The 13170-nt window shown below is 53.6% G+C and carries 15 protein-coding genes and 1 other RNA gene; 7 read left to right on the top strand and 9 right to left on the bottom strand.

Annotated elements, in window-relative coordinates; translation table 11 throughout:
* Positions 1-225 precede the first annotated feature (225 nt).
* Both glnK and amtB read left to right on the top strand, forming a co-directional pair.
* Positions 226-564, top strand: coding sequence for a P-II family nitrogen regulator (glnK, locus tag AFL22_RS21235; RefSeq protein ID WP_003850469.1), 339 nt, complete (start codon positions 226-228; stop codon positions 562-564).
* A gap of 34 nt (positions 565-598) precedes the next feature.
* The gene (amtB, locus tag AFL22_RS21230; protein WP_010255877.1) at positions 599-1885 is read left to right on the top strand and encodes an ammonium transporter AmtB; all 1287 of its coding nucleotides are present in this window, start codon (positions 599-601) and stop codon (positions 1883-1885) included.
* Positions 1886-1934: 49 nt separating this feature from the next.
* Here amtB and tesB read toward each other — a convergent pair whose 3' ends face one another.
* Complete coding sequence (tesB, locus tag AFL22_RS21225; RefSeq protein WP_045140707.1) at positions 1935-2798, bottom strand: acyl-CoA thioesterase II; 864 nt, start codon at positions 2796-2798, stop codon at positions 1935-1937.
* A gap of 190 nt (positions 2799-2988) precedes the next feature.
* Here tesB and AFL22_RS21220 point away from each other — a divergent pair, with 190 nt between their 5' ends.
* Positions 2989-3546: a YbaY family lipoprotein gene (locus tag AFL22_RS21220; protein ID WP_010255881.1), complete on the top strand. Its 558-nt coding sequence runs from the start codon at positions 2989-2991 to the stop codon at positions 3544-3546.
* Positions 3547-3585: 39 nt separating this feature from the next.
* Here AFL22_RS21220 and AFL22_RS21215 read toward each other — a convergent pair whose 3' ends face one another.
* Positions 3586-3897: an MGMT family protein gene (locus AFL22_RS21215; protein ID WP_010255882.1), complete on the bottom strand. Its 312-nt coding sequence runs from the start codon at positions 3895-3897 to the stop codon at positions 3586-3588.
* 175 nt (positions 3898-4072) lie between these two features.
* Between AFL22_RS21215 and ffs the strand changes: the two genes are divergently transcribed.
* Positions 4073-4169, top strand: an RNA gene (gene ffs / locus AFL22_RS23665) — signal recognition particle sRNA small type.
* 134 nt (positions 4170-4303) lie between these two features.
* On the opposite strand, the gene AFL22_RS21210 is transcribed toward ffs, so the two are convergent.
* The 3 genes from AFL22_RS21210 to AFL22_RS21200 all read right to left on the bottom strand — a co-directional run bounded on the left by AFL22_RS21210 (position 4304) and on the right by AFL22_RS21200 (position 5422).
* Positions 4304-4519: an HHA domain-containing protein gene (locus AFL22_RS21210; RefSeq protein ID WP_003850458.1), complete on the bottom strand. Its 216-nt coding sequence runs from the start codon at positions 4517-4519 to the stop codon at positions 4304-4306.
* A 24-nt stretch (positions 4520-4543) separates the two neighbouring features.
* A complete protein-coding gene (gene tomB, locus AFL22_RS21205; protein WP_003850455.1) occupies positions 4544-4921 on the bottom strand; it encodes an Hha toxicity modulator TomB in 378 nt (125 codons plus the stop codon).
* Between the two features lie 147 nt (positions 4922-5068).
* The gene (locus tag AFL22_RS21200) at positions 5069-5422 is read right to left on the bottom strand and encodes a hypothetical protein (protein ID WP_052272131.1); all 354 of its coding nucleotides are present in this window, start codon (positions 5420-5422) and stop codon (positions 5069-5071) included.
* 341 nt (positions 5423-5763) lie between these two features.
* Here AFL22_RS21200 and AFL22_RS21195 point away from each other — a divergent pair, with 341 nt between their 5' ends.
* Genes AFL22_RS21195 through AFL22_RS21185 form a run of 3 tightly spaced genes read left to right on the top strand, consistent with a single transcriptional unit; the run spans position 5764 to position 8162 of the window.
* Positions 5764-6432 carry an ABC transporter ATP-binding protein gene (locus AFL22_RS21195; RefSeq protein WP_052272156.1) on the top strand — a complete coding sequence of 223 codons (669 nt, stop codon included), beginning with the start codon at positions 5764-5766 and terminating at the stop codon, positions 6430-6432.
* Positions 6429-7268 carry a metal ABC transporter permease gene (locus AFL22_RS21190; protein ID WP_010255890.1) on the top strand — a complete coding sequence of 280 codons (840 nt, stop codon included), beginning with the start codon at positions 6429-6431 and terminating at the stop codon, positions 7266-7268. Before AFL22_RS21195 ends, AFL22_RS21190 begins: the two co-directional genes overlap by 4 nt.
* 15 nt (positions 7269-7283) lie before the next feature.
* Positions 7284-8162: a metal ABC transporter substrate-binding protein gene (locus AFL22_RS21185; RefSeq protein WP_052272130.1), complete on the top strand. Its 879-nt coding sequence runs from the start codon at positions 7284-7286 to the stop codon at positions 8160-8162.
* A gap of 45 nt (positions 8163-8207) precedes the next feature.
* Here AFL22_RS21185 and ykgO read toward each other — a convergent pair whose 3' ends face one another.
* The 4 genes from ykgO to AFL22_RS21165 form a co-directional block, all read right to left on the bottom strand.
* Positions 8208-8348 (bottom strand): type B 50S ribosomal protein L36, encoded by a 141-nt coding sequence (gene ykgO, locus AFL22_RS21180; RefSeq protein ID WP_010255896.1) that lies wholly within the window; start codon positions 8346-8348, stop codon positions 8208-8210.
* A gap of 11 nt (positions 8349-8359) precedes the next feature.
* The gene (locus tag AFL22_RS21175) at positions 8360-8614 is read right to left on the bottom strand and encodes a type B 50S ribosomal protein L31 (RefSeq protein WP_010671219.1); all 255 of its coding nucleotides are present in this window, start codon (positions 8612-8614) and stop codon (positions 8360-8362) included.
* Positions 8615-8776: 162 nt separating this feature from the next.
* Entirely contained in the window at positions 8777-11932 is a 3156-nt protein-coding gene (locus AFL22_RS21170; protein WP_052272129.1) for a multidrug efflux RND transporter permease subunit AcrB, read from the bottom strand.
* Positions 11933-11948: 16 nt separating this feature from the next.
* The gene (locus AFL22_RS21165; protein WP_010255904.1) at positions 11949-13142 is read right to left on the bottom strand and encodes an efflux RND transporter periplasmic adaptor subunit; all 1194 of its coding nucleotides are present in this window, start codon (positions 13140-13142) and stop codon (positions 11949-11951) included.
* Positions 13143-13170: the final 28 nt, after the last annotated feature.

The following is a 13170-nucleotide window of genomic DNA, read 5'->3' as shown; positions in this document are numbered from 1 at the left end:
AATCTGTATAAATGCACTCCTTTGACGCTTGAAGCACCAAAGGAGTGCAGCCCTCCGCTGCAATTTCCCCTGTACGGCCTCTCTGTTTCCCATCCTCTTTAAAGCATCCCTTGTCGCGTCTCGCCTGAACAACGTATTACCGTCATTTTCACACTCTGGCACAGGCTTTGCTTATATCCCTGCGTGTCCGTAAACGTTACCTATTTACTCGCTGGAGGGGATCCAATGAAGCTGGTTACCGTCGTAATTAAGCCATTCAAGCTGGAGGATGTACGTGAAGCTTTATCCTCTATCGGCATTCAGGGACTGACCGTCTCCGAAGTGAAAGGTTTTGGCCGTCAGAAGGGCCATGCAGAGCTTTATCGTGGCGCAGAGTACAGCGTGAACTTCCTGCCTAAGGTCAAAATTGATATCGCTATTGCCGACGATCAGTTAGACGAAGTGGTGGATGTCATCAGTAAAGCGGCTTACACCGGCAAAATTGGCGACGGTAAAATTTTCGTGGCTGAACTGCAGCGCGTCATCCGTATTCGTACCGGCGAGACCGACGAAGCCGCTCTGTAATAAAGACTCAGTACTGTGATGGGATGGAATAAAAATGAATAAAATTTTCGCTAAGTTGGGCCTCACCAGCCTGGCACTGTTACCCTCACTCGCGATGGCTGCGCCTGCCGTTGCGGACAAGGCTGATAACGCATTTATGATGATTTGCACCGCGCTGGTGCTGTTTATGTCAATTCCAGGTATCGCGCTGTTTTACGGTGGTTTGATTCGCGGTAAAAACGTGCTGTCGATGCTGACCCAGGTTGCCGTCACCTTCTCACTGGTCTGCGTATTGTGGATGGTTTACGGCTATTCACTGGCGTTCAGTGAAGGCAACGCATTCTTTGGCAGCTTTAACTGGGTGATGCTGAAAAACATTCAGCTGACCGCCGTCATGGGCAGCTTCTATCAATATATTCACGTCGCGTTCCAGGCCTCGTTTGCCTGTATCACGGTGGGCCTGATTGTTGGTGCTATCGCAGAACGCATCCGTTTCTCTGCCGTACTGATTTTTGTCGGCGTCTGGCTGACCCTGGCTTACCTGCCTATCGCGCACATGGTGTGGGCTGGCGGTTTCCTGGCACAGGATGGCGCGCTGGACTTTGCTGGCGGCACCGTGGTGCATATTAACGCCGCTGTCGCCGGTCTGGTGGGCGCTTATCTGGTGGGCAAACGTGCCGGCTTTGGTAAAGAGGCCTTCAAACCACACAACCTGCCAATGGTATTCACCGGCACCGCCATTCTGTATGTCGGCTGGTTCGGTTTCAACGCCGGTTCTGCTTCTGCAGCAAACGAAATCGCGGCGCTGGCCTTCCTGAACACCGTTGTCGCAACAGCGGGCGCCGTGTTGTCATGGACCTTTGGCGAGTGGGCGGTACGTGGTAAGCCTTCGCTGCTGGGTGCCTGTTCAGGCTTTATTGCCGGGCTGGTAGCGATTACGCCTGCCTGTGGTTACGTCGGCGTCGGCGGTGCATTAATCATCGGCCTGGTCGGCGGACTGGCGGGACTGTGGGGCGTGACCACCCTGAAAAAATGGCTGCGCGTGGATGATCCCTGCGATGTGTTCGGCGTGCATGGCGTGTGCGGCATTGTCGGCTGTATCCTGACTGGCGTGTTTGCCTCCTCTTCACTGGGCGGCGTAGGCTACGCAGAGGGTGTCACCATGGGCCATCAGGTTTGGGTACAGCTCTTCAGCGTGGGCCTGACTATCGTCTGGTCGGGCGTTGTCGCCTTCATCGGCTTCAAGCTGGCTGATTTGATTGTCGGTCTGCGCGTTCCGGAAGAGCATGAGCGTGAAGGTCTGGATGTAAACAGCCACGGCGAGAATGCTTACAACCAGTAATGGATGGGCAGTGAAAAGATCAATCGGGGGCGAGTAATCGCCCCTTTTTTTATTCGCTGCGCTGACGCATGACCCCTTCCTGAACCGTTGAGGCCACCAGCACACCCTTCTGATTGTAGAACTCGCCCCGGACAAAACCCCGTGCGCCTGACGCCGAAGTACTGACTACGCTATAGAGCAGCCATTCACTGAAGTCGAACGGGCGGTGGAACCACATTGAGTGGTCGATAGTGGCGACCTGCATGTCCGGCTCTAAAAAGCCTTTGCCGTGCGGCTGGAGCGCGACCGGCAGGAAATTGAGATCGGAAGCATAGCCGAGCAGATACTGATGGATACGCAAATCGTCGGGCAGTGGGCCGGTGGCACGGATCCAGACCTGGCGTTCAGGCTTATCCACATGGCCCCGGAGAGGATTGTGAATCTGTACCGGGCGGATCTCCAGCGGACGCTCAGCAATGAATTTTTCACGTAGCTTTTCTGGCAGCAGATGCGCCATTTTCTGCGCCATCGCCTGTTCAGTTAACAGATTCTCTGGCCCCGCCACCTGTGGCATCGGATTCTGATGTTCAAAGCCGCTTTCCGGTGACTGGAACGAGGCGGTCATATAAAAAATCGGCTGCCCATTCTGAATGGCACTGACCCTACGTGCGCTGAAACTTTTGCCATCACGCAGCGTTTCAACATCGTAAATAATCGCTTTCTGACTATCGCCGGGCCGCAAAAAATAGCTGTGAAAAGAGTGAATAATGCGATCTTCCGCCACAGTTTGCTTTGCGGCATACAGCGCCTGACCCACCACCTGACCGCCAAACACCTGACGAAGGCCAATATCTTCGCTCTGGCCGCGATATAAACCCTCTTCCAGTTTTTCCAGATTTAATAAATTCAGCAGATTTTGCAGTGCCTGACTCATGGCGCGTTCCTCAATATAGTGACCTGCTCAGTGTGAAAGATCGGACCAGTTGACGTCAATCAGACTTTCTACATTGTCGGTGCCAGGCAAAATTTCATTTTTGTGCCAACATTAAGGACATACGGCGAGTGAAGCGCTGTAAGCAGGATTCGCTGCCGACAATCATTTTGATCAAATGGAGACGACATCAATGAAACTCAGGCATGTGTTCAGTGGAGTAGTTATGGCGGTTGCTGTTGTAGGATGCGCCGACAAGAGTAAACCCGTGCCAACGCCAACTCTGGGTTCTGCGGTTGCAGGACAGACGGCGGCGATTGCGCAGCCTAACGTAAGTGGTTCAGTCTTTATCCGCCAGCGCATTGCGCTGCCGCCGGATGCAGTATTAACCGTGACGCTCTCTGATGCGTCCGTCGCCGATGCACCCTCAAAAGTGCTGTCGCAGCGCGTGGTGCGTACCGAAGGCAAACAGGCACCGTTCCAGTTCGTGCTGCCGTTTAACCCAGCCGACATCAAGCCTGATGCACGCATTCTGTTAAGCGCAGCTATCTCAATCGACGGTAAACTGGCCTTTATCACTGAAGGCGTGAAGCCAGTGATTAACCAGGGTGGCACCAAAGCAGAGCTGCTGCTGGTACCGGTACCGTCTATGGCGATGCCAACCCAGCCGGGCGCAGCGACCACCGTTCCTTCGACCTCACCGACTCAGGTGACGCCGTCTGCTGCGGTTCCTGCTCCAACCCGTCTGTAAACTCATTTCGGGGCGACATTGTCGCCCTTTTTACCCTGTCTAAACTCGCCAGCGATAAGCCTCGAGATCGAGCTGTCCATCATCACTCACCTCTATGCCTTCCGCCTCCAGTGCATCCCGCTGCCGCAACAGACGGTCACCCTGAAGAGAAATTGTGCCGTGTCGGTTTACGACGCGATGCCAGGGAAGGGTAGTGCCCTCGGGTAAGCGACTCAGCACGCCACCAACCTGACGCGCCGCGCGCGGAGAACCGGCCAGTAGCGCCACATCGCCATAGGTGGTGACGCGGCCAGCCGGAATAGCGGCAACAATTTGCCAGATGCGTTGCTGGAAAGTGTCTGGCTGATTCATGTACTTATTTCATCAGGAAAAAGGGTTTTAAATTTAGCACGGGGAAAAGGCGGAGAAAGCGTAAAAGCGGTGGTTGTTCAAGAAAACAACGGTTGTCCCGACTACGCTTGCAATTGCCACCTCCTTCCCAGATAATGCCCCCGCTCTCGTAAAGAGGGCTTGTCAATGGGGGCCCTGTTGGTTCTCCCGCAATGCTAGCTTGTGAACTCGGTCAGATCCGGAAGGAAGCAGCCGTAGCAGGTGACGCGTGTGCCGGGATGTAGCTGGCAGGGCCCCCACCACTTTCTCCCTTCGATATTCTCCCCCTAAGCTGCAGACAGGCAAAACCCGCCTGGGCCGATCCTTTGCCGGCAGGCAGGATTATCCGGTACTTTATTGGGGTAAAACTGAGCCGTAAGCGATCAGATTAACGGACAAATTTCCATACTGAACCCGGGACTTTATCGTAGAGCTTGTTCATCGTCAGTTCCGCCAGGCGATGGTCAGCTGCTGAGTAAAATACCGCTAATTCATCTTCCGGTAATTCATACTTATTTTTTTCAATCACCCTTTCCAGGGTATCAAGAGAGCGGCAGCGCCGCAGTCGCATCAAATAATCGGTTTTAGTCAGGGTTTTGTTCATAAATAAACCGTTCTCATGTCTTTACTATAATGAATGGCTCGGTTGCTGGAGAAAAGCGCACTCTTCAGTGAACAGATTAAATAAGCGTTTTGCTGAACGTTGCCACCGCTGAAGATCCGGACTATTGACACCATAATTGCTGAATAGCATAAAAGTATCATCAAGATATTCATCGATTTGCGAAATCAGCGCTTCATCTTCAACGTGCTTAATTTTGTAATTCATGGTGAAAGAGGCGATATGCTCAATCAAATCGTTAAGCTGTAGATTGCTTTCAGAAGTGGGATCATTAACCCAGCCATGATGACTGTCGGTTAATGTTGCCATGCTGTCGTCAAACAGACTCTCACAAAGGTATTTAAGCTGGGCAATATCATGCCGTTTCGGTGAGTATTCGTCCATCTTTTTCCCCTCCATAGCTAGCACAGTTGCCGCAGGGCGGCGAGAGAAGATCACGCGGCCAGGAAGCGATTATTCGGGCAGTTATTAAACGGGATACCTTAAAGATAGTGTAAAACCATTAGTTCTGCTCACCTCCATTACTAAATATTACAATTCATCGCCAGGGGAGGGTTGCTCATTGTCGATCACATCAAACTCAAGTGCACCGGGCTTAATGTGAAATTTTACCTGTTCTGACTGCGTCACGGTTTCATTTAGATCCAGGCAGGGACTAAATAAATTCCAGTCAAAATCGTAAAGTAATTTAAAACTATTCAGATCCTGGTATTCAACCGAAATGATTTTTAAACTGCCTGGAACTAACCGGGCATTTTGTGAGTACCAGCGTAAATCCCCTACCAGCAAATCGGTTATTTTGAGAATATTCCGCTGAACAATCTCTGCTATTTTTGCGCAGTCCGATTCACCCGCGGCAATATCACATTCAATGCGTGACAGCATATCTGTTCCACTTATAACCGTTAATAAACCTATCATTGGTTTTCTGCAACTGGTTTGCAAGTCAGTTGAGCACAAAACTCTCAGTTTCTGAGATTTGCCAGACGCAGCCGCAGGCCTTACCGCCAGCGCGGGTCTGCCAGTGCGTGCAGCTGATATTTATCTTTTGATACACAATCCCACATTCAACAGAGAGCAACATCAGGTATCTTCACTGTTATGTTATAACATTATGGTGAAGTAATGCGTCAGAGTGGACTACTTATGTCACTGGGCGGGCGGCTGGGAGTAGCACTGCTATTTATCACGCTGCTTGCTGTGGCAATAAAATGGGGGATCAGCGCATGATCCTGTTTAACGCGCTTCGCGCGGGCTACCAGGGACAGGTTGTGACCCCGGCTATTACCGGCCAGCTCGCAGCCGGCTCGATGACCGCGCTGGTCGGCGCGAACGGTAGCGGCAAATCAACCCTGTTAAAAACCATTGCTGGCTTACTGCCACCGATAGCCGGGCGCTGTGAGCTGCAGGTTGCACGCCGGGATATCGGCTGGTTGCCGCAGCGCACCGAACTTGAGACCCGCTTTCCCCTGACGGTATTTGAACTGGTCTCTATTGGCTGCTGGCCACGCTGCGGCTGGTTCGGCGGCATTAACCGGATACTGCGTCGGGAGATCTGGCAGTCGCTGGAAGCGGTTCAGATGAGTGATTATGCAGATGCGCAGCCCGCGACGTTATCCGGTGGACAACTGCAGCGGGTATTGTTTGCGCGGCTGATGCTGCAGCGCAGCCAGCTCTGGCTTCTGGATGAGCCTTTTAACGGCATTGACAGCCAGACAGTGACACTACTGATGTCGATCCTTGAGCAGCAACAGCAGGCCGGAACAACCCTGCTGGTGGTGCTGCACGATCGTCCGCTGGTGGCGCGCTACTTCAGTAACGTGATGTCGATGGATGAAGGTGAGGTTAACTGCACCTGCCTGCCTGCTTCCTCTCTGGGGAGTCGTGCGCCGTGACCCTGATTCAACCCTTTATTGAGTTTGGTTTTATGCGACGCGCGCTGGTGGCCTGTCTGGCGCTGGCCGTCAGCGCCACGCCGCTCGGGGTATTCCTCTCCCTGCGACGTATGAGCCTGATTGGCGATGCCTTATCACACGCGGTGCTGCCCGGTGCCGCCATTGGCTATCTGATCTCCGGATTGTCACTGGTCGCGATGGGTGTTGGCGGCCTGATCGCTGGTTTAGCCGTGGCGCTGCTCTCTGGCGCGGTCAGTCGCTACACGCCGCTGAAAGAGGATGCCAGTTTTGCCGGGTTCTATCTGGGTTCACTGGCGCTGGGCGTCACGCTGGTTTCATTACGCGGCTCAAGTGTGGATCTGCTGCACGTTCTGTTTGGCTCGCTGCTGGCGGTAGACAACGCAGCGCTGTTGCTGGTGGGCGGCATCGCTGCCTTTACGCTGATTCTGCTGGCGGTGATCTATCGTCCGCTGGTCATCGATGCGTTTGACGGCGACTTCCTGCGTGCGCAGGGAAAATGGAGCGCGCCGCTGGTGCATGGTCTGTTTTTAATGCTGGTGGTGCTGAATCTGGTGGCGGGTTTTCAGGTGCTGGGCACTCTGATGTCGGTGGGTTTAATGATGTTGCCCGCCGCCAGCGCCCGCTTCTGGAGTCGCCATCTCGCCGCAATGCTGGTTATCGCCATTTTCATGGCAATGATTTCGGCGCTGGCCGGGCTGATGCTCTCCTGGCACTTCTCATTGCCGGCGGGTCCCGCTGTAGTGCTGAGCGCCGCCATGCTGTTTTTTTTCTCCATTCTTACAGGGCCGTGCGGCGGAATTTTACGCCGCCATTAATCTTAAGGGGTATCTATGAAAAAATTACCGGTTAGCCTGGCGCTCGCTGCGCTGTTTGCCACGCCTCTGGCGATGGCCAAAACGGTGGATGTCGTGGCCAGCTTTACCGTGCTGGCTGACATCGTTAAGCAGGTCGGCGGCGAGCATGTAAAGGTTAAAAGCCTGGTGGGGCCGAATGGCGATCCTCATACTTTTGAACCGACACCGCAGGACAGTCAGGCGCTGGCGAAGGCCGATCTGGTGTTTGTCAGCGGACTGGGACTGGAAGGGTGGATGGATCGGCTGGTCAGCGCCTCAGGGTATCGCGGTCAGCCCGTTGTCGCTTCAACCGGTATCACCACCCGCAGCATGGAGGAGGAGGGTAAAACCGTTACCGATCCTCACGCCTGGAACAGCATGCAGAACGGCGTTATCTACGCGACCAACGTGATGAATGCGCTGGTCAAAGCCGATCCTGAAGATGCTCCGGCCATTCGTCAGCGTGGACAGAATTACATTCAGCAACTGCAGGCGCTGGATCGCTGGGCAAAAACCGCCTTTGACGCTGTGCCAGCCGATAAGCGTAAAGTGCTGACCAGTCATGATGCGTTTGGTTATTTTGGACAGCGATATGGCGTGACTTTCCTTGCGCCGGTAGGGTTCTCTACTGAGGCGGAAGCGAGTGCCAGCAACGTGGGTAATTTAATCACCCAGCTTAAGCAGCAGCACATCAATCGCTATTTCATTGAGAACCAGACCGACCCGCGTCTGGTAAAACAGATTGCCAGCGCCACCGGGGCAGAGCCGGGTGGTGAGCTCTATCCGGAAGCGTTATCCACGGCCTCTGGCCCGGCAGCCACCTATCAGGCGGCTTTTAAACACAACGTGAATGCGATGCTGAAGAGCATGCACTAAGCATAAAAAAGGCCGGGCAAGCCCGGCCAGTCATCACGACACAAACTAGCGTTTTTTCTTTCTTCCCTGTACTGCTTTAAACCGCGGGTTCGATTTACAGATCACGTAAATACGGCCTTTGCGGCGGACCACTTTACAATCCCGATGGCGATTTTTTGCTGAACGCAGCGAGCTTAATACCTGCATGATCCTCTCCTCTATTTCTTTCCAAGAAAGCGCCCGAAACGCTGGTTAAAGCGCGCGGTGCTGCCCTCTTTGGCAAAATCTTTCTGTTTACCGGTGTAGAACACATGTGAGGCAGACGACACATCCAGGGTGACGTAGGGCAGCGTTTCGCCTTCGAACTCCACGGTGCGATCGGTTTTGATGGTTGATCCGATTTTGAACCAGACATCAGCCGATGTGTCATGGAAAACCACGTGACGATAGTGAGGATGAATATTCGCTTTCATAATGCACACCTATGTAATGTTATACTATAACAATATTATGCGATGCACAGGCCAGGATTGCAACTGTCCGTGAGACAGGAAAAGCAAGGGAACAGGAAATGAGAAGGGCTGAATCGCAGGCATAAAAAAAGGCCGCTTGCGCGGCCTCAGATGATTTACAGCTTAGTGAGTCTGGTTATGCTCAACCGGATGACTGTTCGCTGATTCTTCTTTTTTCTTGCCAAAGCGGCGGCGTACCACCACAAAGAACACAGGAACGAAGAAGATCGCCAGTATGGTCGCGGTGACCATACCACCGATAACACCGGTACCTACGGCGTTTTGCGAACCGGAACCGGCACCAGTACTGATCGCCAGCGGCAGTACCCCGAGAATAAACGCCAGTGACGTCATCAGGATAGGACGCAGACGCATACGGCACGCTTCCAGCGCAGCTTCAATCAGCCCTTTACCCTCTTTATCCATCAAATCTTTAGCAAATTCGACGATAAGGATGGCGTTCTTGGTGGAGAGGCCGATGGTTGTCAGTAACCCCACTACGAAGTAGACGTCATTACTCAGGCCACGCAGGGTGGTAAAGATCAGTGCACCAATGACCCCGAGCGGGACAACCAGCATAACCGAGAATGGAATCGACCAGCTCTCGTACAGTGCGGCGAGACACAGGAAGACCACAATCAGCGAGATGGCATAGAGCGCAGGGGCCTGGTTACCTGACAAGCGTTCCTGATAGGACATACCGGTCCAGTCATAGCCGATACCGGCAGGCAGTTTCGCCGCCAGCTCTTCCATCAGGTCCATTGCCGCACCCGAACTTTTGCCTGGCGCAGCCTGTCCCAGGATTTCCATCGCAGGCAGACCGTTGTAACGCTCAAGGCGCGGTGAGCCATATTGCCATTTCGCTGACGAGAAGGCAGAGAAGGGCACCATGGTTCCGCTGCTGTTGCGCACGTACCATTTACCAATGTCGTCCGGCAGCATGCGGGCGTCCGCTTTACCCATGACGTAAACTTTCTTCACGCGACCGCGGTCAATGAAGTCATTGACGTAGGAACCGCCCCAGGAAGCCGCCAGCGTGGTGTTGATATCACTCAGTGATACGCCCAGCGCCTGTGCTTTCTCCTGATCGATGGTCAGCTTGTACTGCGGGGTATCTTCCATCCCGTTAGGACGGACGCCAACCAGCGTATCAGGATGCTGCGCAATCATGCCGAACAGCTGATTACGCGCTTCCGTCAGCTTATCGTGGCCAAGGTTATTCTGGTCGATCAGCTCAAAGTCGAAGCCGGTCGCGTTACCCAGTTCAATAATGGCTGGCAGGTTGAAAGGAATGACCATTGCATCTTTGATCGCGCCCAGCGCCTGCATGGCACGGCCAGCAATCGCCGGTACTTTCATGTCGCTGCCGGTACGCTCATCCCACGGCTTGAGACTGACGAAGGCGATACCGGTGTTCTGTCCACGACCGGCAAAGCCGAAGCCGTTAACGGTAAACACCGATTTAACCGTGTCTTTCTCCTGGATCAGGAAGTAATCCGTCACCTGGTCCAGCACTTTCTGCGTACGCTCCTGGGTTGCACCAGCAGGCAGCTGCGCCTGAGCCAGCAGCAGACCCTGATCCTCTTCCGGTAAGAATGAAGAGGGCAGGCGCACAAACAGAAACGCCATACCGACCACGATCACCAGATAGATCACCATATAGCGACCCGTACTGCGAACCATGTGACCCACACCATCCACATAGTGGTTGGTGCTTTTGTCGAACATGCGGTTGAACCAGCCGAAGAAACCGGTGGTTTTACCGTGCTCGCCTTTTTTAATCGGTTTCAGCATGGTGGCACAGAGTGCCGGCGTCAGAATAAAGGCGACCAGCACCGACAGCGCCATTGCCGAAACGATAGTGATGGAGAACTGACGGTAGATAACACCGGTCGAACCACCAAAGAACGCCATCGGAATAAATACGGCAGCCAGCACCAGCGCGATACCGACCAGTGCGCCCTGGATCTGCTCCATAGAACGCTTAGTCGCTTCTTTTGGCGGTAATCCCTCTTCCGCCATTACGCGCTCAACGTTCTCGACCACCACGATGGCGTCATCCACCAGCAAGCCGATGGCCAGCACCATCCCGAACATCGTCAGGGTGTTTATCGAATAGCCAAAAGCGCTGATAACGGCAAACGTACCCAGCAATACCACGGGGACCGCAATGGTAGGAATGAGCGTGGCGCGGAAGTTCTGCAGAAACAGATACATGACCAGGAACACCAGCACGATCGCTTCGATCAGCGTTTTCACCACTTCGAAAATCGAGATCTTAACGAAAGGCGTAGTGTCATACGGATAGACCACTTTCAAACCGGCCGGGAACGTCGGCTGCAATTTGGCCAGTTCTTCTTTCACCGCATTGGCGGTATCCAGCGCATTCGCACCGGTGGCCAGCTTGATACCGATACCGGACGCAGGCTTGCCGTTATAACGGGCAACGATCTCGTAGTTTTCCGCGCCAAGTTCAATCCTTGCCACATCACGCAGACGAACCTGAGAACCATCTTCATTCACTTTCAGCAGGATTTTGCCGAATTCATCGGTAGAGGTGAGACGGGTTTGCGCAATGATCGAGGCGTTAAGCTGCTGTCCCGGAACCGGAGGCGTACCGCCCAACTGACCGGCAGCAACCTGGGTGTTCTGCGTATTCAGGGCGCTGATAACATCAACCGGCGTCAGGTTGTAGTTGTTCAGCTTGTGCGGATCCATCCAGATACGCATCGCGTACTGCGCACCAAATACCTGGGTATCACCCACGCCTTTGGTACGGCTGATCGGGTCTTTGATGGACGATGAAATAAAGTCAGAAATATCATTCTGCGTCATATTGTCATCGTCGCTGATGAAGCCCGCTACCATCAGGAAGCTACTGGAAGATTTCTTAACCTGAATCCCCTGTTGCTGTACTTCCTGCGGTAACAGCGGCGTCGCCAGCTGCAGTTTGTTCTGCACCTGAACCTGCGCGATATCGGCATCTGTTCCTGACTCAAAGGAGATCGTCAGGGTCAGCGTACCGGATGAGTCGCTGCTTGAGGACATATACATCAGTCCATCAATGCCGTTCATATTTTGTTCGATGACCTGGGTCACCGAGTCCTGCAGCGTTTTAGCATCTGCACCAGGGTAGGTGGCCTGAATCTCAATCGCCGGCGGTGCAACATTGGGATATTGCTCAATCGGAAGTTTGAGAATCGATAGCGCACCGACCAGCATAATGATGATGGCGAGCACCCACGCAAAGATGGGCCGATCGATAAAGAACTTAGCCATGAATCAACGGCTCCTGTTATGACGATGACTTGTCAGACTGCGGCTTTGAATCGGGTGCCGCTTTCGCATCGTCTGAGACTTCTTGTGGGGTAACCTGTGCGCCCGGCTTGGCTCGCTGCAGACCCGTGCTGATCACACGTTCACCCGCTTTAACACCGTCGGTGACTAACCACTTGTCGCCAATCGCCTGAGAGGTGGTGACCTGACGAGCTTCCACTTTGTTATCTGCACCTACCACCATGACCGTTGCCTGACCCGTTGGGGTGCGGGCTACCGCCTGTTGCGGAACCAGCAACGCATTAGGATTGGTACCTTCATCCAGACGAGCGCGAACAAACATGCCAGGTAACAGCGCATGGTTCGGGTTCGGGACAATGGCGCGCAGAGTGATAGAACCGGTGGTTTCATCAACGGTAACGTCAGAGAACTCCAGCGTACCTGTCTGTGGATAGCTGTTGCCGTTCTGCATCAGCAGGGTCACGTTGGCTTTGCCATCGTTCTGCTTCAGCTGACCCGACTCCAGTTCTGAACGTAAGCGCATGAAATCTTCGCTCGACTGGGTGACGTCGACATACATCGGGTCAAGTTGCTGCACAGTGGCCAGAGCGGTGGTTTGCGCGTTTTGTACCAGCGCACCTTCCGTTACTGACGATTTGCCGATGCGGCCACTGATAGGCGAGGTGACTTTGGTATAAGCCAGGTTAATGCGGGCCGTTTCTACATTGGCTTTTGCTACCTGAACCGCAGCATCGTTTTGCGCGGCCGTGGCAACGGCGGTGTCGTAATCCTGCTGACTGATATATTTGGTGCCGAGTAAAGGCTTATAACGTTTGACGGTCAGCTGAGCGATGCGAGCATTGGCCTGCGCCTGAGTTAAATCACCTTTGGCGCTGTCATAGGCGGCCTGATAGGTAGCAGGATCGATCTGATAAAGAGACTGACCCGCTTTGACATCGCTGCCTTCAACAAAGTTACGCTTCAGAATGATACCGGAAACCTGCGGACGGACTTCGGCGACACGATATGCCGAGGTGCGGCCAGGTAATTCAGTCGAGATTTTCAGGGGTTCAGTTTTCAGTGTTACAACCCCCACTGCTGGCGGTTGCTGGGCGGCTTGTTCGGATTTATTGTTGTCACATCCTGTTAACAAAAAGCTGCCTGATAGCATCAGGACGGCCGCCAGAGGCGATAATCCTCTGATTTTATTCATAAATAAACCTCTAGTGTCCGATATCAAT

The organism is Pantoea sp. CFSAN033090, from assembly GCF_001264395.1.
In the GTDB taxonomy this organism is placed as follows: Bacteria; Pseudomonadota; Gammaproteobacteria; order Enterobacterales; family Enterobacteriaceae; genus Pantoea; species Pantoea agglomerans.
Note: the sequence above shows the minus strand (reverse complement) of the source record. Positions and strands in the feature narration are given on the sequence as shown.